Origin of the sequence: Terrimonas alba (assembly GCF_042434975.1) — a bacterium.
Taxonomy (GTDB): Bacteria; Bacteroidota; Bacteroidia; order Chitinophagales; family Chitinophagaceae; genus Terrimonas_B; species Terrimonas_B alba.
Map to the genome: position 1 here is coordinate 418015 of NZ_JBHMQM010000003.1, position 24645 is coordinate 442659.

Below are 24645 nucleotides of genomic sequence, written 5' to 3' on the forward strand. Positions count from 1 at the left end.
ATCTTGTTTCGCATTTACCACTGCAAACTATTGCTTGTTTCAAATCCTATTAATTTATATTGTCTCCTATTCGCATAAAATATTCGCATGCCTGCCAAGTAATCTCCAACTATCACTTTCATTGGACCAGATATGTGTAAACCGCCGGTGTAAAATTTTTCCTGCATAAGGGCTTTTTTCGCCGGGGTCGGCTGTGTCGCTACCCATTACAATGACGAAGTTTTTCTTTACAATAATTTTTTCTATTTCAAATTCCAGTTTTTTGAAACTTATAGTGTCATTCAAAACCATACTTAATACCTGGTCTCTTGTTGAAACTACGCCGGCGGGGCGATTTACAAAATAGTCATCGGCCCATATTTTCAGAAGCGTTGCTGTGTCTTTATTTAAAAAAGCGGCTACTCTTTTTTGCTCCATTTGCCGGATTTCGTTTTCAATTTTCTGGTTTTGTGAATAACAAAAAAAGAAAATGAACAAGGGAAAAAATGTGGTGATTATCTTTTTCATTTTTTAAAATTTATTATTTGAATACGGCAGATGCTTTAATCTTTACGCTATTTGGCAGTATAATACCGAAGTACTGGGTTGTATCAAAGCTATCCGTGACGGCCAAGTCTTTACTGTTTTAAATAAGTTAAGGGTGGGCCAACTTTTTCAAAGCCGTGTTCCTTTCTCATATTGTCTCTTTCTGCTTCAGACATATTTTTAGCTAAACCCTCGCTGAGTTTCTTAAAATACTCTTCCATTTTTCCCGCGGGCTGATGGCATATCAACAACTTTGCTTCACCCGGCCCTATCTTGGCAAATGTGTGAGGCACACCTCTTGGCCCAAATACAAGATCGCCTGGGCCGGCTTTATAGGTTTTATCTCCAACCCGTACCAGAAACTCACCTTGCAGAATATACCAGAATTCATCCGTTTCGTAATGTGTATGAAGTATAGGCCCGCCTTCTTTTGTACGTGTGGATTCAAACATATACATATCGCCATCTGTGTCCTTCGTTGATACTTTAGTGTAAAAATTATCTCCCTCAAAAGGAGCAATGGGTTTATCAAACCGGTCTTTCCCGGCATCAACCTTGAAGCCCTTGTCGTCCCTGGCCCTGGAACCAAGTCTTGCAATTACGTAGAAAGGCGCTGTAAGAAAAGAGCCGATGGCAATGCCAAATTTCAAAAATAATTTGCGTTGCATATTGGTTATTTTATTTGTGAACAGGTTTAAAAGTTTATCGACAAACTCGATTGTCCTCTCAGATTTGCGGCCTGCTTTACCAGCATATGTGATACATTGATTTTCTTAATGCAAATTATAGTCGAAAATGAGTTGTGGAAAGGGACAATGAGAAAGTGGGAGTGTTTATTGAGTAAGTGAGACCTGAAGTGTTTGTTCCGGCAAACTCTTTTTTAATATCCAATTGCTTGTAAAAACTCCGATTTTTTTCTTTTAGAAACATCAAGAACATTTCCATTGCGCATTACAACCTGCCCGCCTTCTCCACGGATGTATTTGTCCACATAAAACTTGTTTACAATAGTTGAGTGATGAATGCGAATAAAAATATCCGCAGGCAGCAACTCTTCAAAGTCTTTTAAAGTACGACTCACCAAAAACTTTTGATTAGTAGAAAGATAGATGTTTGAATAATTATCACTTGCTTCAAGATAAATGATATGTTCAACATTGATGAATTGAAGTCCATCACTTGTTGGTATGGTCAGCAATTTTGTCTGTTTCTTCTGCAAATGGTCGATCAGGAGATCTAATTGTGCGGATGAGGGAGGTTGTTTTTTCTTTTCTTCTGCCCTGGCAACTGCTCTTTTTAAGTCTTCTATTTCAACCGGCTTCACCAGGTAGTCCAGTGCACAACTTCGAATAGCTTTTATGGCATAATGATCATAAGCTGTAACAAAGATGAGTTCAAAATTTTTGTAGGTCAGTTGCTGCAACATTAGAAATCCGTTCATTTGAGGCATTTCAATGTCAAGAAAAACGAGATCCGGTTTTGCTTCATCAATAATGCGAACTCCTTCTTCCGGATTATCGCAACAGTTAATGATCTGAACCTGTTTGCAATGATTAGAAATTTTTTCGCTTAACGAGCTAAGATTGCTTTCGTCATCATCAATTAACACAGCTTTCAGCATGATTAGATTTTAAGATTTTGAGCAATTTATTCTTATAACAGCTTTTGTTCCTGGAAGAATGCCTTCTTTTTCAAGATCCGTTATCACAAGGTCATCATCAATGCCATTCTGATTATGCAAGTGAATTCGCTCCCGGGTAATAGCAATGCCATATGATTGATGTTCGGGCCTATTTCTCTCTTTAAGTTCGGCGGCTTTTTCCCGGCCAATACCATTATCAAGGATTGAGTAAACAACAAATTCATCGCAGAGATTTATTTTCAACTGTAATTGCCTATCATTTTCTTTTTTATTCAATAATCCATGATGGATTGCATTTTCGAGAAAGGGCTGTACGATAAGTGGTGGCACTTTAAAATCACCATGCAATAAAACCGGCTCCACATTTATCTCATAGTTAAATTTATCATTACACCGAAACTTTTCCATTTCGAGATATAGCTGTATTGTTTCCAAATCCATTTGAAATGGCACAAGGTTATTTTTAGAGCTATCCAATACTGACCGGATCAATTTTGCAAAACGGGCAAGGTAAGACGTTGCCTTGTCTGACTGTTTGGTTTGAATAAGGTTATCAATAGCGCTTAAACAGTTAAAGATAAAATGCGGATTCATTTGTGCCCGCAATGCCTGCATCTCAAGCTCCATTGCTTTTCGTTTTAAGCGTGATTGTGCATGATTATTGAGAAGCTGCTCATTTTTTCTTTTTAGAATATTATTTCTTACAATCAGCACTGAGATCAATAGCAAGGCAATGCTGCCGGCAATAAGCAGATTCTTTAATTGCGCCTGTTTTTGTAATTCTTTTTTGTTTAGTCTTAATTGTTGATCACCCAGCTCTTTATCTTTTTTTAGCAACCTGATTTTATTTTCTGCGTCTGAGGCTGCCACATAAAGAGCAGTTCTGCCAGAGTATAGTGCGATTTCCATTGAATCTTTGATAAATGTGAACCGTTTGAAGTAATGATAGGCGCTGTCCGTTTTTTTCAGATGATCATAAACTGATGCAAGCAGTTCGTACCCATCTTTCTGAAACTGTTTGTTACCTGCGTGGTATGCTGTCTGATTCAATTCCCTAGCGTAACCAAGGGCGGTTTGATAATTTGACTTACCGAGGTAAGCTTTTGCCACCACTAATAAATTAACCATCAGGGGGAAGACGTCATTGTTTTTTCGTAGCACTGGAAGCCTGGGCAATACCTGGACTAATAAGGTGTCGTACTGTTTCCTTGCTAACTGCAATTCCATTGAAAAGCCATAAACATAAGCGCCAAATTTTTTTCTAACAGCCGGGTCCGTTGTATATAAATTAATATCAGCCCTGTATTTTTGCTGATACCAGGTTACAGAATCATATTGTTTCAATACCAGGTGAGCATAGGCCATATCTTCAGCATGTGGCCAAATAAAGACAAACGGGCATTCATATTGCAATGCCTGGTAATAATAATGTAATGCTTTGGATGGATCGCCGACCCTGTTAAATGCTCTTCCAATAAAGGCTAATGAAAACGAGATCAGCATCGTATCATTCTGTTGCTTTCCAATTTCAACTGCTTCAATCAAATTCTCGAAAGATTTCCAATATTCCCCGCTTTTTGAATAACTGAAACCGGCAGCTTGTTTGGCCCAACCAAGCGATAATTGATCGTTTGCTGTCGTTGCGTATGCTATTGCTTTTTTTACTGCTTCATTGGCTGCATCATATTTACCCACTATGGCTAATGACATGGCCAGGCTATAATAGGCCATAGAAAAAACTTCGGAGTTGGTTTCATTTTTTAAAAGCTCAATAGCTTTTCTCGTATCCCGTTCCATTACATCAGGGTGTCCTAAAAGTCGCCCCTTCACACCGCCTTCAATGAGCAAAGCTTCTGCCATTCCGCTGGAATAGTTAATTGCCGATGCTTTCTGCCGGGCAAGATTTGCATATTTAAGAGCGGAATCGGAATGTATCCAATAATAAAAAAATTGCCAGCCTAATGCGTTCAGGCTATTTACGGCTTCCCTGTCATTAAGAGTACTAAGGTTTTTTCGTATGCTATCTATCTTATGAGTTTGCGTTTGTGCAGTACTGGCAAGAAGAACGAAAAAAATAAAAAGCCGGCAATGCATAAGAAAAGTTTTAAATGAGTAGCGCCTATTAAATTTACTTCATTTCTCAAAAACAGGCTTGCAGAAGAAATACGCCCTATGGATTATCCCTCATCGCAGGTATAGGCTTTCTAAGATAGTTAATAGTTGACTGAACCATCGTAACTGATGATTTATGCAACCCGAATCTTCTTGATGCAAGTTATTGGCACTAATAAGCTATGGAAAGTGATAATGAGAAAGTGGGAGTGTTTATTGAGTAAGTGAGGTTTGAGGGTTTATCTAAGGCAAACAAACCCGGGCAGGAGCTATTATTTTCTTCCACAGTTGAACGACAGTTTGCTGGTTGGAAGTAGTGGATGTGATTGCAGGCGGTATAATAACATCGGGTCAGCCGACACGAAAGCTAAATTAATTTTTTGTTGTTCATTACCATATTGCCAAATCGCCTGCTGTAAGTCGTTCAGCATTGATTCTTTCAAGTTTGAAATGATTCTACTGGTGTTCCGGAACAGGTGTGTCTGGTTTTAAGTCCCCATTATGATATACAACTATCTTCCAATCACCAGATTCTTTCTGAAAAATCTGAAGTAGTCGGGTATGAAGGCGTCCCTTGGGATCAATATAAACTCCTTTCGGCGAACCATCTTTTGAGAACCCTGATATCCAGGTAAGCGTTTCTACAATGGTGACATCAGAGCTAATAAATCGGAAGGATACAACCTCCTGCTGCAATACTGTTTTGGAAAACATTCCTTTGAATATGTCAATATGCCTGTCAAGAAATTGCTTATACCCGGTAAAAAAACATGCCTCTAACATTTGTAAACGTTCCACTCTCTCATAGGGTGGAAGGTTACCTTTATATCCAGTTTAAGGGGAACACATGAACACTGAATCCCTGCATACCTACGTTCTTATGCTTGCTGAACTAAACCAGGTGAAAGGGCAGGATAATGCGATTGAGCGCAGGTTCTCCATCTGCATTAGGTATTGGAGCGCACTTCAAGATAACGTGAGGCAATACGACTTTAAAAGTGACGGGGAGGAAATCACGTTTTTCAAAGTAATCAAACCCAAATTTATACACCAGGAATAAACGAGTTGGTAAAGGAAGTTGCCGCCAATCAATCTTACAATTCGAACTAAAAAATAGGGCCGAATAGAAATTCAGCCCGCTTTTTAAAATCCAATATCCTATGAAAAACCAATACAAGTATAGTGAGCTAGAGACGATGATGCAAGTTTTTGTTTGATAATTTTTTATTGTGGCTAGTTGGAGAAAAATTATTTGACCAGGTTTTGAACGGAAACCCCGGTAGCCTAGACTAGTTAATTAAAATCATCTTATCATTTCTTGCATTGTCGCTTCATCTGGGCTGAAAAAGTCTATTTTAAAGTGATCCAAATCTTGGCTAGCCGCTTCAACATTGGGCATAGGTTGAGATATTGTGATGTCTTTAAATCAGACGGCATTTCGTAAGCCCATTTTCCTCTAAAGGATTCTTCGTTGTAATGAGAAAGACGCGTTTGGCTACCGTCTGAATTTAGACTTAACGTCGATTAAATGTAAGCCTCCGGCGAAGTACATCTTATAAAGTGAAGTTATTTTTTATATCGGCGCGGATTAAATGACTACCATTTTAATAAAAAAGATCATTGCTTTTGGCAATGACCTTTTAAAATTTTACTGGACGGTAAATGAAGTTGATTGTTGGTTATTCAGGATTTTTGGACGTCGTTTTCATTTGGTATTGGATTAAATACGGGCATCAACTTCTGATACAAACATTGCTCCCCATGCCCGGAAAAACAAGAGAAAATGTACCTACTCTGGCAAGGGGAAAATACTGCTTTAATCCACGATCCGGCTGCTTCACCGTGACACAGCCTGTAAACTGAATAACACATAATATTATTGGTTGTCGAGTTTCACTTAACGACCTACCCCTTCCGCTTCTTTTTGTCTTCCTTCCGGAATGGACGTCCAAAAAAAGGCCGCTCAGCTACTTTGACTTGCCGCCACCAACGATTCCCGGTTGCTGTTGAATACAACTCCATGGGCAATATATCGGGAAATCCTTACTCCATGATTAATGTAGTGTTATCAACCACCATCGAAAACTGTTGATCCGGAGGTTGAATAATTCGCCGGCCATGGCGATTTATTTCAAGTTGTAATTTAATTAATCGCCTAAATCATAACAACAGGTTTACAGCAGTGATCGTAAAAGTTCAGTTCACAGTCTTAGCAGTGAACTTAGTGGCACTTCTTCTCTTGCTGGTAAAAGGAAATTAACCCGCCTTAAAAAAAGTCTCCAAAAGAAGGTGGGAAGCAGAAGTTGTACAAAAAGAAACCAAATCTGTTATGACAACTTATACCTGAATAATATTAATAGATCATCCACATCCTCGGATTTAAGAGACCTCGCTGGTGAAGAGATATTCCATTTACTATTAATAAATGGAGATACTTCTCCCAAGGTAACTTCAGCCTCCAGTAATTCTCCCAACTTTTTCGTACCACTGAACGTGACCGGAGAGTTATTGATCGCAATGACGTTGCTTCCTTCAAAGATTTTTTCATTCTTTTTTGGTCGAAGAAATACCTGAACATTTGGAGTTGTTTTCAAATCTTGAAAACTCAACCAGTAGGGAAGGTGATTTGCAGTAATTTGAAAACTGGTTTGCTGAGGCTCGTCACCGGGATGAAGCAGTTTGTAAAATTCTGTTGGGAAATCATGTTTCATACTAAATAAACGAAATAGCTCGAAATTTCCTTCATATTTATTCAGGCTTTCTCTTATATTTTTTTCACTTGCAGATCTGATATGCTTTTCAACTTCAGATCTGAAATCGCCACCGTCATTAGCCGTGTAGCTTATATGAAAAACGACATCAGATATGGTATTATAATCAAAGCTCCTCACTGCATTAGGAAGCTCCAGTTTCCATTCACTCACGGCTCCGGCCCCTTCAAAGGGCAGGTAACGTTCATCCCTGAAGTTGAGTTCAAACATTCCACTATCATTCTGGGCCGAACTGGTAGTAATGGAATCTTTGCCATAAGGCAAACTTTCCAGTTGGTTTTGTACGATACTGGTATCCAATTGATCATTTTTACGGCACCAGCTATTTACTAAAGATAGTTTTGTACTGATGTTTGTATAAGGCCCTGCAATGCATGGAATGGTTAATCTTACAGATTTAATAATTCGTTTGTACTGGCCGGGATAAAGGATATCATAAGCAAGTTCCGGTATTTCAAATTTACAGCTCCCGGTTTGTTTCAAGTTTAATAATGCCGATGGATTCAATAAAGCAAGAGAGAATGATTGGTTGATCTCACAATTCCTCCTGTTGTTTTCAATAAATGTTTTCTCAAGACGCTGCAATTGCAACATCAGTTTTTCTCCTGCTAACAGCCCTGCTTTATCAAACTGCCAGTTATCGGGAAGTATAAAAATATTGTTATCATCTCTTTCAAACCGGTAAGTTTGTTCAGCCATTTTAGCCATCTCATAAGCCATCTTATAGGCTTCCCGATATAACCTTGTCAACGTAGTTGACAGGTAATTATATAAGCCGAGGTTGGTAAATTTGTTTTTATAGAAATCTTCAACTTCTTTATTATGCTCGATATTTTTCTGATGGATCTCTAAATCTCTTTCGGCGATCTGTGCCCTGAAATCTGCAGCTAAAACTTGTTTTTGAACCTGCAGTAATTCCTGTTGTGCAAGCGTTAATTGCTGTTCCCATTCTTGTTCCCGGCGTTGAAATGAAGCTTCTAAACCAGTACAGGAGGCGATTACTTCTGAGATGGCTGCTAAATCACCTAAATAGTCTACTCCCGAAGCCTTTAAGCTATCACCACCCTCTTTGCCACCATATTTCATTGCAAACGGGCTTCCTGTTTGAGGTATTTGATAAATTATTCCAGCTAGTATATTTAAGAGACTTTTAGAAATAATATATTGCTTAGCAGCATTTTTTTCCTTTTGCTCAGTGCCTTCCCAATCATTCAATCCACTTTCAATTAAGTTATTGTAATAGTCAACTCTATTCTGAACATTTTTAACCTGATCTTGCAAAGCCAGATGCTGATTCTGCGCTTCTAGGATTGCTTTCTTTTTAATCTCTATGGTTAAGTTTAATATTTCCTTTTCATTTACTGACCGGATCAGGGTCAATTCTTCTACGTCTTTTTTTTCTAATGCACTTAATAAGGCACTGCCAAAACCTTGAACCGTTTGTGTAAACTGTCTTGCCTTTTCAAGGAGGAATGAAAAACGATATGGCGGTAACGGTTTGTTCATTGATGAAAGAATATCTTCCAGGCTTAAACCTGCCGCTTTTGCTTTTACCAGCATCATCGGGTCGATTGGTGGTTGAAACAGTGCCAGTTGACGCCTTATTCCGCTGATGTTCATGCAATTCCTGATCTTAAATAAGCGATCGTTTACCCGATCCCAATATTTTAATAACTCTTCATTATTGGGAACGCAAAAAAAACTCAATCTTGCTTTTATTGAATCCACATGTTGTGGTTTCCCTTTCTCCGGTTCTTCCTTAAACGCTTCCTTAATTAGTCTATTTCTTTCAATTATTTCCTCATAAGACTTAATTCTGGATGGCTCTCTGAGACCTTTCAATAGAACCGTCGAATCGTCGAATCCAAAATTCCCCTGTTCTGAACCGGAGGTCTGTTTTGATGCCAGACTATTCTTTCTAAGGACCTCACTCATCCCGATTGATTCCAGTGTGTTTTTACCGTTCATTTTTTGTTCAATCGTTGTATGAAAATTTTCCAATTGAACTAAGGGATCGGAGCCGTTCGCAATAAGATCGCCGATCTTGTCGTAGTTGATTGCTTCGGCTCCCGGTTTGCATTTTCCGAGCTTTACAGGTCTTTCCCCTAATATATCGGAGGCTAGAATATAAAGCATGGTAGCCTCATTTATAGATTCCACTGTGTCTTCGGCAAAAAGCGAATCGCCCCAGTCCAGCAGGTTGTCGATATATTTCATTACAATAGTCTTCTGGTATGCGTTGAGCCGTAGCCTGGCAATAGCATGTGGGTTAAAGGGATCTTTTTCGCTGGCTTCTAATGCAGCAGGATCGGTGAGCATCGCATACATTTTCTTCAGTTCTATTTTTCTGAATTCAATGTATTGCCAGTTCCGGTCTTTCTCCGGATCTGTAACATCTTGCGAGGTGGGGTCAAAAATCCTCCTGTACCACCAATCGGCCTCTTTAAATTTCTGTTCCGCATTTAAATGGCTGGCAATCAAAAAAGGGATATGAAAAAACAATTCCTGGTAGTAAATCCCGTAAGCTCCTTTAAAATCTATGTGCTCTGTAGCAACAGGATATCCAAGATAGCTAAGATCACTGATCTTAAAAGGCAATTCGTCCTCAGGTAATTTCTGCGTATCAATGGCCAAAAATTCTTCGACGCCTTTTGTAAATAATATTTGTCCCAATTTATCGGGTAGAGAAGTGCTGATGCGCTTCATTGTCCACAGTGACAAAGGTGGAGTATTCGGTAGGAACATATAAAGCAAGCCTGAACCCCCAGGAGATCTCTTTTTAAACAGATATTGCTGGTTGTTAATACGAAAAACAAAATCACCTTTTGTGCTACCTACTATTTTTAATTCCCCTTGATCGGGATTAGAAAAGGTGGAGACTGTATAGCGATTTGAATCGGCGGTGTAAGAGCCATAATCAATGCAGGATTCAAGAAAGTTCTGGGATGTTTTGCAAGAAACGATGGAGGAGCCATACAACTGTAACAAGTCTGTGTTTGAAGGAATGCATATCTTTTTTCTTAATGCACCCGGTAAATCTATATACCTGGTTTTAATCATTATGTTATTGAATAAGTCTATTTCCCTTATTTCTGATGGAGTCTGTATTATTTGTTTTTCATAATAATGTGCAAATAAGTTTTCTCCTATAATCAATGGAAAATATTTTCTATTGAGATATTTTCTTCCTTCAGGAATGTCATTTTCATTGATGGAATCAACATCGACACCTGGTTTGATGTAAAATCCTCCAAAATGCAACCCCTGATATGTTCCTGAGTTATTCAAGCTTGTATCACTTAAGCTGAAATTTTGTGGGGCAGACCATTTATTGTTCTCATTCAAAAACGCATGTTTGAAGGTGATGGTATACAAATATCCTCCTGGCAATGATCTCCCTTTATAAATTGTATTTTTTTCTTGCTCCTTAACTTCTGTCCAAAAGATTGACAACCTTCCCTGGTATTTTATGCAACTCACATACGGTGAATCAATAGCCAACTCTACTTTTTCCCATGGGGTCCATGTTGATGCATTCACCCATTTTCGATAATACATCTGTGGCGGATCTATATTGGTTCTTCCAAAGAAATAGTAAGTGTTTTCTTGTTCATGATAATAGCTCCCCGCTATTTTTAAACGCGCCAATTCACCAAACCGTGAAAGGTATTTTTTATAAGCTGCTTCTGCAGATTCTTTTGTAATCTTTTGTTGCAATAACTCATCTTCCAGCTCTTTAAAAATAGGTGTTGTGTCATCTCTTAGCTCGGGCAGAATATAATTTTCGGGATACAAACGCACTTTCTCATTTGCTTCCCATACACGGTAATTCTTTTTCCATTCCCACACTTGTGCAGTTTGTGTGTCTATTGCGATGTTTATAGTGCCTGAGCCGCCTGCCACTTTATGCTCTCGTTCCAGGTTCATCAGGCAACGATGCACATATAGTTGCAAACTTGAAATAGCTGCTACCATCCTCGATGTCCGGAAACATCCGCTCATTTCCACATCCAGCAGGAAGTAAGCATATAGATCATGAAGGTCGTCCAATTCAAATTTCTTTCTATTGGCCAGGATAAAATCGCACAATGCGTCTCTTTTTTTTACATTCATCCTATCGCGATAAGGTTCCAGCTTATCTGCTCTTAATTTTTCGTCGGGGTATTTCGAAACAAAGGCGCCGATAATAATGTCTTTTGCTTTGCCCAACTCATCAAAACGGTTTGTTGCTAATTTGAAAAATGAATCGTAGCTGATGCCAATAACTTTACTCATTGATAAGCACTTATTGATATAATTCAAGGCTTGGATACTCGTAGAGGGCAATATGCCGGATAAGCCGCTTGTATTGAAAGATTCTACCAGTTTCTTGTCCATTTTCCAGGTTTCAGCCAGAAAATCCATTTCCAGTTCCGAAAATTCACTCCATCCTTCCGAGCGGTTTGCTAAAAGTTTATTCAATTCATTAGCTTTAGTGGGATTCGCGGCCACCTGTTTCACATAGTCATTAAGGTTACATAGGTGCTCAAATCTGAGTTTATCGAATGAAATTCCAAAAACTTCTTTATTATCAAGAATATAATTGACCGTATCATCCTTAAAGTTGAATTTGCTGAAAAGGAATAATAATCTTTCAATTGCCTGTATATAAGATAAAAGATCCTTCAACTCAATTTCCTTTTTCAAATTACCGGAATCATCAAAATACCCTTTGCTTATTGTGCTGTACAACTCGTCAATTGCAGGGCAAACAGTTTTTAATAATTTATTAAACAATGGAGCTGTAATGTTCAATGATTTTCCAAGATTGGATGCTAATGAATCCATCCTTGCGTTACCGGGCGCTGCCTTTTGGATGCCCAGCGTCATCACTTTTAGTTCATCAAAATGTAACTTAAATAATGCTGCTCCTTTTTCTTCCGATTTAAGAATAAATAACAGCTCATTAATACTGAATGGTATTGATCTGAATTTTTCTTCAAATTCAATAAGAGCAAATGCGTCGTCAATAGAGCTGATCCATTGCTTTTGTTCATCAAACCGAATTCTTAAAACGGATACGAGATCTTCAATGGAAAACCGAAACGCTTTTGCGACCATGGCATGGCGATATAATATGGATATTCTTTCCACATCGTCCGCGATTCCATCGCTAAACATTTTTTGTTCGAGCAGGTCCAAAAGTTGCACTAATTCTGTTTCTGATATTCCAAGGCCAGCAAGGAGATAACGAAGTGTTGCGTTAACCTGACTATCATGAGTTCTGAAAGACTGAATGAAACTGCCGAAATGAATACTTGTGATTTCATTACTAAAGAGCCGAACGAAAAAGCTCTCTTGATTATCTTTCAAGCCGACATTGGGTAACGAACCATACAGGCAGGGTAACTCTTCAGTTTTTAATTTTAATCTTTCCTGTAATTCTACCAGTTGCGCACAGCGTTGAATGGCTGTCTCATCAATCAATCCATTTTCAACCGTACTGTCTACCGCGGGTATCAACTTTTTTTTATTCAGACTAGTGACAACCATATCAAACTCCCGGATTGTCCAGCCGGTTCTTTTCCATAATCGAATAAAGCGATGTATAAAGTCCAGGCATTTATCATCGAGTTTTAATAAGTATTCGATATAATTAATCAATGGGTCGGTCGATTCATCCTGTTCCTGGCTGATCGAAATCTTATCAAGAAGATGCGTGCAAAACAGTTTGTTTGAGCCATGAGGCAATAAATCATCCAACTGGGAACGACTAATACCTGTATATTTCAAAAAGTCTTTTACTTTAAATTTTTTCAGCTGTTCATCATTCAAAATTCCAAATCTTTTTCTTGCCTCTTTATTCGGTGCTGGAACAATGATCTGGTCGTATTCCTCCGGCGATATATTCAAACGTTCGCGCCATCTTTCCTCATCCGGAGCTTTTAAAATCGTAAAAACGTCATATAGCGTTATAGAGAAATGAGTAAGATAATTTCTAAGTTCTTCCCAGTGAATATTAAAAGGAAGATTGAAAGACACCTGCTCAGTATTTAGTCGTTGATAAATATCGGAAACATGTAAGGCCTGTTCCAGGAAACTTTCAAGTGTCTCGTTGACGATCTCAAGATAGGGTATCAGTTTATTTGTATTTTCACAGGTCAGTTCTAATTTCCATAAATCAGGGCGGCGGTTTTTGAGGGAAAGCCGGTGGTTGGGAGATGATTGAAAGAATGGTTCTGTGATATGCTGTTCTATCAAAAACATGATCTCAACGAAATATGCGGCAGGGCTGACAACAGAGCGGCAATGCTCACAATCGCAGAAATCCTGGCTGCCAAATAGCTTGCTGATATCTTCCTGCTGTCTGAAATAGCTAAAAGTCGTTCCATTCCAATTAGACACCCTGATTCCATTGCCTGCCCGATCCATAAGGCCAATCCTTAGATTTTCAGCAAGATGACTTGTCGCAAGACTCTTTTTGCCTGCCCTGTCATAAACATACGTAGCTTCAGTCTCGCTGATTCCAGCTAATTTCTTAAAAACGAAAAGCGGATTTTGAATGATGCTTTGTGCTGAGTCAAATCCTTTTTGAAGCAGGTTTTTCGCAAGTCCGTCGTCGCCGGTTAAAGCCAGTGTACGCTGATAGGCTTTTAATTGCAGTACAATATTTTTTTGATTATCCTCATCAATTCCTTTCCAGCGCAATCTCTTTAGCTCTCCTTCATCAAACAGGTTCATTTCATGAAGATCAAGGAACGGATTCATGTTGATAAAGCTTTGATATTGGTCGATAACAGACGCAACCCGGTTCTTTTTAGTTTCGATGTCTATATGTTCATCCTTAAGTATTTCACGAATACCGAGATGCTTATAAGTATTGACCATCGGCAGCAGGTCATCAAGCGTATTTTTTATTTCTGCTCTTTTACTATCATCTATTCCGCTCCAATTAATTTCATTTTGGCCATTGGGTTGAAAAAGCCAGGAATTGTTTTTTAGCAGGGGCAAAACGCTGTCTATTTTTTGCACTGTATTCTTGCGGTCTGCCAGGGTAGGCAAAAGCAAAGCCATCGAAGGAAAGGCCTGCTTTAGATTCGCCATCATATTATCAATATACTCCTCCATTTTCTCTCCGTTTGGCGATGATATTTTCTCAGATTGCAGAAGGTTCAGCCAATCCTTTTGTTCCCAACCTACAAGCTGTCTTGCAGAAAAAAGCGATTTCTCTTTTAGTACCCGGATAAGAGGTAGATGATCATCTGTGAGCTTGCCTAAGCTAAAAGTGAGGAAGAGATTATTGTTTTCTTCCTCTGTCAGAATGCCTTCATTCAGCAATTTGTTGGATTGAAATACATCGAAATAAAGCGGATCAATTTGCTGTGCATTGATCTTTGCCGCTTTTTCTTGTTCAATGCCACTCAGCCGCGCATATTCCCCGACCTTCAGAGATCGGATCTCATCATTAAAGAGGGGGTTTTTCTTTAATGGCAGATTAAGATTCAGCAAATCCTTTATTATTTCGTCGTTGCCGTTAAGCTGCCATTTTTTATCAGCTGCTTTTTGTAAATAAGGAAGTATGTATTTATCAAGATATTCCTGTAAAGTCAGATCAGCGACTTTTCTGTAATCAATATTTAGCGATTCAATAACCCGAATAGTCTCATTAGTTCCTGCAAACAGGGATTTTAGTTTTTCCTTTAATACAGCATTCAGCTTTGAGTCAATGTATTTTTTTACATCCCCGGAAATACCGTCGTCCAATGGATTCATGGATATAGCTGCGAATGCTGCTGAAGCTTTTTCCACTTGTTGTGAATCAAAATATTCCCTGGCTTCTTTTTGGTTTTTTAACAACCCGTCCAATATTGCCTCAACTTCATTCTGTAATGAAGAGGCAACTGTATTCAATGCAATTGCTTCTTCGATCGATTTCTTAATAACTTCTGCCGGGAGCAAAACGATGACAAGCCATAAAGATGTAAGATCACCCTGCAGGGAAATAAGCAGGCTTAATCTTAAAGATGAATTGGCCGAGCTGGTTTCTGTGAGAGTATTCTGGCGAAAAAGTGCATAAAAGAATTGTGGGTTAATGCCATGTATTGCAGCAAGTTTATGTGCTAATATAAAATACTCTAGGTTAAGAAAAGAAATGCCTGACTCGGCAGATAGAAAGGAAATATCGCTGTGTTCATCATCCTCCCTTATTTCTTCTATTTTTATATCACCGGTAACCGGCCTTATTGTGTTTTGTACAGTCTCGAATTCAGAAAGCCGGCTGACAGTATAATTTTTTAGCTGGATGTTGTAAATAGCTTTTTCTGCGGCATTCCAGATGATTTCCTGTAGCGAAGATTCATAAAGCAAACTGCGGGTATCATCATACACACGCATCAGTATATCGGCTGAGCCTTTTTCTTTTTTGGTAAAAAATTCCGGGCTATAGTTAATATGGTATAGCCCCTGATCGTTTGTCACCGTCTCTCCAAGAAGTTCTTCACTTCTTAAGTCTTTATCAAAAGCTTTGACAATAAGGTTTGAAGCAGGAAAACCTTCAGTAGAAGTGATATACCCCGACACAGAATATTTTGTATTGTCATCAGGCTTAATTGGTGACATTACATCCACCACTATTTTTATTACCTCATCTGTTGGCCAAGTGTCCCATTTTGTTTCGCCCCTGGTATTTTTTATAAGCTTACCATCTTTGAATATTTTGAAATAGATATCAGGCTTCTTATCAAAATTGACAAACAGAAATTTCTCACGGAAATCTTCATCGCTGAAGTTGATTTCAAAATATCCGTCGACATCGGTGGTTGCAGATACAAGAGAATCATCTTTCCCAATGAGATCAGCATCGAAAGTTTGTACTGTCAAATTCGGTATGCCTGTTCCTGAAAGGTTAACTATTTGGCCTTTGAGGGAGTATATTTTGCGTTCCATGGTGGAAGGTTTTAGAGGTTTAAATAGTTTTTATAGTTTCACAATATGCTTTGGCATTGGTAGTTACAGAATTTAGTAAATCAACTTCTTTCTGAATAAAATGATCATCAAGGCAAAGTAAATCTGCATCCCTATCTTCAATTTGCAGTCTGGATATTTCAGATTAATTACTTGGCCTTTGAGGGAATATATTTTTGCGTACCATAAGAAAGGTATAACAGTTCGTAATTAAAATTTAAGACGGTATCACCAATCCATTTACATATCATAACCATGGCACAAAAAAACATCTCAAACGAAAAATTTGAAATCTATCATGTATTGCTCTAGCATATGACAGTCGGAGTATTAATTTTGCCAAACTTTTTTCCAATAAATCGTCGAAGCTTTTCATTTAAGCTCAAACGTTCGAACATTATGTTCACCAAGAATATCTTTTGCCTTATTAATAACTTCCTCTGAAGTATCCGAAGAAAAATATGCAATACCTTGCACGCCTCTATAGTTAGCTGCCATTTTTAATTGTCGTAATCTCTGAGTAAGGTGGGAAATGTTCGTTTCTTTTGCCGGTCCTCCTACTATTATAAACTCACCATTAGGACCTAATACATCAATAGGTACACAAGATGTTTTCCCATCGTGTATATATTCTATTCTTAAATCGTCGTACGGATAATTGGGATTTCTAGCCAATTTACCTCCTGTAAGCTTTGTGACCGCAACTTCTCTTTTAAAGCCAACTGAGCCAGCTACCTCTCCTTTTTTCGGAGGTCTTTCAAACTCAATTGAAGCGGGAGTTTCGTCTCTTGCCACGGGAAGTAATCCAGCATAACGTGGAACTACAGGCTTATCGGTTCCAAGTTTGGGTTCATAGGTCCTTTGGTTCCATTGAATAACAGCTCTTGGGTTTTTGGCTATTCCTTTTGAAGTAGCAACCTTTGGCGTTCTTGCCCCAATAGTGCCCCCGATCGAGTTGACCAAGTTTATTGCAACTTCTTTGCTTTCTTCAAAAGCTTGTTGTTGGTCAGCTTTCACGGATGACCGAGGTCCAATTTTCCCGAATGCTCCAGAGGAGGGACTATAAACCATATCCATTTCATAAGGATCTGGATCGACAGATGTTATTGGTTCAGATCCATAGAGATCGTGCTCTTTAAAATGTTTCACTAATCTATCGTGCAATTCAATTCTTCGTTTTGAATAATCAACTACTAACGGCAGGTTTTCTCCAAAAAAATGATTCAATAAAGCAACAATTTGCATATTGGTCATTTTTCGAATATCTTCATCAGTATACTTTTTACTTTCCCTTCCATTTTGATCATAAAAAACTATTGGGAAGTTATTTACATAGCTATAAATATTGACTCCATCAGATATACCCTCAGGATCACAGCTCACCCATCTACCCAACCACACCGCATAATACCTCGCCCCATGATACTCAAGCCCACTTTCTTCATCCCTTTCTTTCCCGGTATAACGATATCGCTTTGGCGTTTCGGTTTGATTTCTTGTTGCCTGGTACGCTGTACTGCCATAAGGATAATATTCTTCATAAGAAATAATATCTGCTTTTTCATCCAACTCCAAACATGCTGTGCCTAAGTGGTTGCTGTATTGATATCGGATTAAGAATGGTAAACCTTCATCTGTTCCTTTAACACGATTTTCCACCAAAGCAATACGTTGCTTATCATCCATGATATGCAGTGTCATCCGCTTTAATTCTTCGCTGCCATTCTGCTCTTTGTACAGTTCGTAATTACCTAAGTAAATCCGATCTTTAATTTTTCCTTTATTTTCGATCACCTTTCGAACACGTTGACCGGAACTGTCATATACATAATAAGCAGTGCCCCCACCTTCCAAATTAATTTGGCTTAACTGATCAGCATAATTCCAGACAAGATCAAATCGAAAATCATTTGTGTCAGCGTTGTATTGCAGATTAAGCATATTGCCATGTTCATCATATCGATATTCGGTTAATCTACCATTCACTTCTGTACTTATTAATTGGTTATTATCCCTGTTGCATGTAAAGATCCGTGTCCACCGGTTTTCAAATTGTCCAATCCCGGCGCGATGGATCATTCTTTCAATATTGCCCACCTCGTCATATACATACAACTGCTCATAATACTGCATAGCATTTTTATCGCTTTTCAGTGTTAACCGCAGATCGCCGTTATACATTTTATGGTTATCAAACTGATCGCAGGGTAAACTCTGGCCGACATGTTCCCGTCCTTTTGAGTATATGAGGCGATAGATGGCATCATATTCAAAAACATTGCTTGGGTCTATTTTTGCATTATTGAAAAAAATATCCTGTTGCGCTTTGTCGATGATCTGTATGATATTCCCGATAGGATCGTAGGTATAGTTTAGTTCCTGCAGAACATCAAATTTGAAAACACCCGGGTCGATTTCTCTCTTTCTTGTTGTGCGGAGCTGTGTAAGCCGGTATGTTTTTTCATCGTATGTATATGTTGTAAGTGTAGTATTGCCATACAATATATTTTCCCGCTGTCCTTTTGCATTGTAGTCAATATTTTCGACGAATGGTATATTCTTACCTTGACTGATTATATGTGCAGACACTTTATTCAATAAATTGGCTTCATTATAAACATAGAATACTGTGCTACCGTCATGATATTTCATTTCCACCGGATGATTCACAGCATTGTGCTTTGCTGCACTTACAAAAGGCGGTTCCTCTTCCAGAAGCGAGAAGGGATCTTCAACATTCCAGTCAACAACATCTTTATATTTTTTTGATAATTGCTTAAAACTGCTTTTTGCATTGCCTTTAAAATCATAACCGGTTGATTGTGCTAAGCCCGATTGATCATAACTCTGAAATGGTTTACCCCGAAGATTATGTTCTTTGTCACCCAGCTGCCCTTCTCCATAAATTGTGAGATGTATCAGTTTTTCAATTTTCCTTTCTTTGATCTGTTCTTCAGTTAATCCCTTTATCCTGTTTATATCTTCCACCAGCCATTGTTTTATCGGCCGGTGTAGTTTATCATATTCTGAATGAAAATGGTGATCGCGGCTATCCCATGCATATACCTGCCTGTCCATAGCATCAGGAAACAGCCACCTGTCGCGGCTGTCCATAGAATGTTGATGCAGGATTCTGCCAAGCATGTCATATTCAAATTTCATAACGGTGTTTCTTCTTGCATCGATCACTTCGAGCTGATTATTTTCAATGTCGAGGGTAGAACGGGTTTTATATTTTTTGTTGGAGCCGTTGTTGGTAATGCTTAACACTACTCTTCCTAAAGAATCCAAATGTGCTTCTGAAGGCGTATCAGAATGCTTAGCAGTAAACCATGCTGCTCTTTTTAATGGATCCTTTGGTTCCTCAATAAAATTTTCTGATTGCATTATTGTCTTGTACCAGTCACTTTCCAATACCGTATCATTTTCATCATAGCTCAATTGTTTCCATGCATCAAATTCTATTTGGGAAAATGTTCCGTTGGAATGCTCTGTTTTTATGCTCCTGCACAACGCATCATAGTATAGTGTGGAGGAAAACCCTATCTCAACTAATTCTTTTTCTGTTTCATAAGCATAGGCAGTGCTGAAGAAAGGTTCGTACTGTTTTACAGGATTTCCTTTGTTATTCAAAATAGTTCTGCCGGTACCTACCCATCTTTGGTCAACACTTATTTCTTTCAATTCTCCATCCACCCATTTCTTTGCAATTCCCGGTTCTGCCTGTACTTTGGTTTGAAGAAGCTGGCCTGAACCACTGCTATACCCAACACTCCTGAAGACATTAGTTTTCTTTCCTTCTTCTAGCTCGCTTGCATGTGTTTCCCGTACAATGCTGCAAAAACAAACCGGCACACTTCTGTCTTTCCATGCATCGAGATCGTAATAAAAAAATGTGGTAGCCTTTTGCAAAAACTTATGTGGATCGGCAATTACTTCGTTGATGCCGGCAGGGCGAATAATGGAATAATTGGTAAGCGATTCATCGCCATGCATGCGATCAGATTCCTCTCCATAAATTGAGGTAGCGATCTCCATTCCCAACTCATCTGTTATTATTTCGCTGATATTATCATTAAGGTCTTTAAGTTTGAGAGGAGCTAAGGTTCTGTAATCAAATTGCTCAGCCGTTGTTGTGTTTTGTAATTCATCCTGTGTTTCTTTCACCAACAGGTTATAGCCATCATAGACAATCTTTGTTTCATTTTCAAAGACATCTTCGATAGCGACAGGCAGATAAAATCTTTGTCGAGCAGCATCTTTATTTTCATCCTGGTTGAAATATATCGTCCTGCCTGAAGAGACCCACCATTTTCTTTTATCAAATTCAACATATTTTGCATCGCCTAGCATTTTATCAGTTAACTTGTCTCCAAATAAATAGTTGACAAGTGAAGGAGTAAATGCCATTTTATATTGGCGGGAAATAAAACCCAGGGTGTCTGTATAATATAAATCAAGCTGGGTTTCCAAATCATTGCTGAGATAGGCAGTCGCAATATTTTCAACCAACCGTTTTTGTATTTCGGAACTGCCTGCTTGCTGTTCGTATTTAATTTCGATTGCTTCTGAAAAACCAGGGAGCAGATCATTGATGCTGTATTTTTCTTTTTCGGACAGAACTCCTGTTAATTCAAATGTTTTTGTCTCTGCCGGTAATGGCAGGCGATAAGCATCTGCCTTATCCCAATCATTGGTAAAGTAATTCAGGGTATAAATAACATGAGTTTTGTCTTGTTCATTTCTCGTTTCTTCAGGCAGGGAAGCGTCCTTTTTTTTTCGGCCATACACGACAGCTGCAGATTGTAATATTTGCCCGAATCGATTTACTTCAAGATTGAATGTATGGGCAATGCGGGGATCGTTTGTATTTTTTTCATAATAAAAACTGGCTGCCTCACTTTCCTGAACCAGGAAAACCGCAAAGCGATTTTTTTCAGTTGGTTGCAGTAGTTTGATCAGGCAATTGTGTTTGGCAACCGAGTGAAGATTTTCCTTCGATGGATCAGCGAGAGTATAAACTTCCTGTCGCAGTATTGTTCCCTTGCAGGCTCGCAGCGCTTCTATGGATTCTACAACGGTTAAATCTTTGGGCAGCACCGGTTCAGGGAGATCGAATTCATAGAGCTCTTTCCTATATTCATCTTTAAATTGATCAAAAATTTTCTCTCTATCAAAAAACGCTCCGGTATGAAACCAGCTAACTGTCCTTACAGGAGGCTGATGTAATTTTTCTTCTACTACATTTTTTGCATCGATTAATTTAAACCGGTCGAAATCTTCCGTATCGGTTTGTTCCACTCTGCCGAATCCCCGAAACTCTCTTTCTGCGTGGTCGTAATAGCCATGATGATAACTGTATTTACTGGTGAAATATGTCCCGGCTACTCTGTCGTTGATGTGAACCTGACTCAGGCACTGAACGGGAAACGGAAGTTTGGTGATCCACGGCTTGCCCGACTTCTTATCTTCCAAATAATAGTAAGTAGAACTTTTATAATCCCAGCTTACTTCTTTACCCATGTTGTTTTGATAAGCCGAAAGGATATAAGGTTTTTTATCGCCCATGAGATCGATATATCTCATGGGTGAACCTGTGTGTGCAGGAAGTGCGGATGACCATACAATACAACCGGTTCCATTTCCTAAAAAATCAACGACGGAAATTTGATTGGGAAGTTCTGTATGGAAGAATGGATCGATGATGATAGTTTCACTCCATCCATTACCACTCAGGTTCAGCCATCCCTTTCCCTGATTTTTTCCTAAGTATAAAACATCAGTAGCGCCAGTACCGCTTATATCTGCCAAATGCAGGTATGCAGGATTGAAATGATCAGCAGTGTCAAACACAGGAGCATTGCTCATGTTCACTTTTGAGCCAAACCTGCCATAGCCTAAATTAGGCCAGTAAACTATTTCACTGTTTCGGATGCGGACAATATCCGTAAGACCGTCACCACTCATATCTGCCAGAAAAATTCTTTGTTCGGCATCTGAAAAAACAAGGGCTGCACCTTTTTCTTCATCATAAGGTTTAGATGCTGTTTCAGCAGAATCATAGCCTGCCACTCCACGATTTGGATACCAGGTAAAAACATTTTCTTCTGAAATAATAAGATCTGCTTTACCATCACCATTCAGATCAATAAATTTCGTATTCGGGTCGCTTAAATTGATATTGGGAACTTGATCGAAAGGTTTGAATGGCTGCCATTCATTATCATCACTTAATTCAAAATACCCTTTTACCGGTCCGCTAAGATTGGTGATGAATTTTCTGCCGTCTGCTTCGATGTCCTGCAATTGCAATTGTCCGGTTGATAACCCAGTAAATGAAGGCTTGGGGAGAACAGGCTTTGCTTCACTAAAATTGCCATCACCCAAATTCGATTTGTAAAACCAACCTTCTGCTTGTTCCGTCAAAATGCCGGAAATGCCTTCACTCCAGAGATCGACCCATTGGTAATTGTTTCCTAAGCCAACCGGTGCATGAACTGTGTTCTCAGAAGAAACATTCTTTAATATAGTGTCCCATTGCAATCCTTCTTTTATATTTTTCTTCCATGGGGGTTCCTGGTAAGTAAATGTTACCGGTGGCAATCCTTTCCTGGTATAGGAAGCTCTGCTTTTTTTATAACCGAATTGCTGAACCGATATAATATAATCTGTTTCTGCATTACGCTTTTCTTTAACAACAACTGATTGGTTGTTGAAATAGCGATGTTCCAGATTTAAGGATCGAACGAGGCAAGATGCAGGATGTATATTATCGTTTAATTCTTTGAAATAATGGAAGAACAAGATACGCCTGCAGAGCCGATAGGTCCTGATCTCAAATCCGGATCGATAGTCAGAGAAGGGATCTAAGCGGCAGGGCCAATCTATTTTTTTTCCGGGTGCAGGATTAGGATTGTCTTCATGGTGATCGCCAAAATCCCAAACCACTTCAAATAAATATTGTGGATCGCCCGGCCTGTTTGGATTATATGGAAAATCGGGATTTGGATAGTAAGGGTTCTTATTACCATACATTACCCGTTTCAGATAAAGATTAGTGAAAGGGGCATTGTTATTAAAACGATTCTGCTCATGCAATGATCCCGGGACATTCAGTAAATCTTCTTTCACATACCCGAACTCCATGCAACTACCTTTATCATCATAAGTTAATTCCGGCAGCCATTTGAAAATATGTTCAGGGTTTAGCGGATTGGAAATACGGGCATACGCATTTCTTCCAAAAATGGTGACCGTGTTGTCGGGAGTAGTGACCCGCCAATAAAAACTGCTATTGTCTTTGGGAGTTATCTTTTCAATTCGTATGAAGCTTCCTTCGATTCGCGGACGGTATCGCTTCACTTTTTCTCCGTTGGCTGAAATAAATTCAACAGGTTGCCAGTTGCCAGGAGTTTCTTCTTTAAGAAAGGGGACAAGGTCCTCTGTTCCGGTAAACATAAATACATCACTTTCTTCTGCATCTCTGTAGAGCGGAAGTTGTTTATCGGTTTTACGTTGAATAGAAGGGAAATCGATATTCCATCCTAACCCATAACAACTATTACCTGCCCCGGAATTATAACTGAGAGAAAACGCAGGTGCCACATTACTGCGTGATTTTGAAATGGGCAAGGGAATCGAAAAAGATGCAGTACCGTTGACAGCATTTACCTGGAATTTTTCGTCAATACCTTTTATAGCACCTCCCCCTTTAGGTAAAGAAATCTGAGGGGTTTGTAATTGTATCGATGGAGATTTGACCTGATCTGAAAATACACCCTGGTGATTTTTCGCTTCATCTTTTTGCGCAGAAGGAACTTGGCGGGTTGACTTTTTTTCTTGCATAACAAGGTTGTTATAGCGTAGGAATGCGGTTCAGTGTAGTAACAAAAGGGACCAGGATTTGTGGGAAGTTGTTAGATAGGGTCGATACCGGCGACTGGATCGGCAGGTCTGACACCTGTTACCTTAAATATAATGCATAGCTGGAATACGCCAATAGTAAAAAATCGTCATTCCTTTATTTTACCAGGAAACCCCTATCGAAAGGCTCAAAACTTGGTCAATCAAGGATGGTAAGCGTTTTTACTTATCCTTTTTCTGTTCATACAATTCGATATAGCTAAGGGCCATTTTGAAAAAAGAATAGTAAGACAAATAATGACAAATGCTCAGACTGTCCGGTGGGATATTCCAATTACTTATTCTACACATTGCCGAAGTACTTTTCAGGATGGCTTATTTTTTGAAGCTGCCTTTAAAAGCGTTAATGATAAAACAGATAATGGCACGGTTCATGACAGGATTTGTGTTAAACACTCCTGCACAAAGTGCAAATAAACTAAACGATTTACCTATTTAGCCTGAAACAAAACTTTGTATGTTGACGACATATAGCTTAAGGAAGATAAATCGCAACAGTGATTTCTCAACTACTGCAAATACTGCGGGGTAAAACTGTTCACAATGAAACGAATATTTTATTGGCTGGCAGTGAGCACCAATCATGGCCATGGCACAGGAAAAATCTGCGGAAGTGGATATCAACGTCAATAAGGACAGTTGAGGTTCTTTTTGGAGTAGTCCTTTGGTATGGATCGTCGGGGCCTGAGTTTTCATTTTACTTTTAGTTGCTGTAAGCCGCGGGCGCAG

7 protein-coding genes are annotated in these 24645 nt (G+C 38.9%); all 7 read right to left on the reverse strand.

All coding sequences use genetic code 11. The features are described from left to right. Positions 1-66: 66 nt before the first annotated feature. Positions 67-507: a nuclear transport factor 2 family protein gene (locus tag ACFEL9_RS10770; RefSeq protein ID WP_385889473.1), complete on the reverse strand. Its 441-nt coding sequence runs from the start codon at positions 505-507 to the stop codon at positions 67-69. A 110-nt stretch (positions 508-617) separates the two neighbouring features. Next, positions 618-1193, reverse strand: a complete 576-nt coding sequence (locus ACFEL9_RS10775; protein WP_385889476.1) for a cupin domain-containing protein — start codon at positions 1191-1193, stop codon at positions 618-620. Between the two features lie 212 nt (positions 1194-1405). Next, positions 1406-2146, reverse strand: a complete 741-nt coding sequence (locus ACFEL9_RS10780; protein ID WP_385889478.1) for a LytR/AlgR family response regulator transcription factor — start codon at positions 2144-2146, stop codon at positions 1406-1408. A 9-nt stretch (positions 2147-2155) separates the two neighbouring features. After that, positions 2156-4261 carry a histidine kinase gene (locus ACFEL9_RS10785; protein ID WP_385889481.1) on the reverse strand — a complete coding sequence of 702 codons (2106 nt, stop codon included), beginning with the start codon at positions 4259-4261 and terminating at the stop codon, positions 2156-2158. Positions 4262-4735: 474 nt separating this feature from the next. Then, positions 4736-5077, reverse strand: coding sequence for a nuclear transport factor 2 family protein (locus tag ACFEL9_RS10790; protein WP_385889483.1), 342 nt, complete (start codon positions 5075-5077; stop codon positions 4736-4738). Between the two features lie 1529 nt (positions 5078-6606). Further along, the gene (locus ACFEL9_RS10795; RefSeq protein ID WP_385889486.1) at positions 6607-15975 is read right to left on the reverse strand and encodes a Tc toxin subunit A-related protein; all 9369 of its coding nucleotides are present in this window, start codon (positions 15973-15975) and stop codon (positions 6607-6609) included. A 390-nt stretch (positions 15976-16365) separates the two neighbouring features. Further along, a complete protein-coding gene (locus ACFEL9_RS10800; RefSeq protein ID WP_385889489.1) occupies positions 16366-23838 on the reverse strand; it encodes a SpvB/TcaC N-terminal domain-containing protein in 7473 nt (2490 codons plus the stop codon). Between the last annotated feature and the right edge of the window lie 807 nt (positions 23839-24645).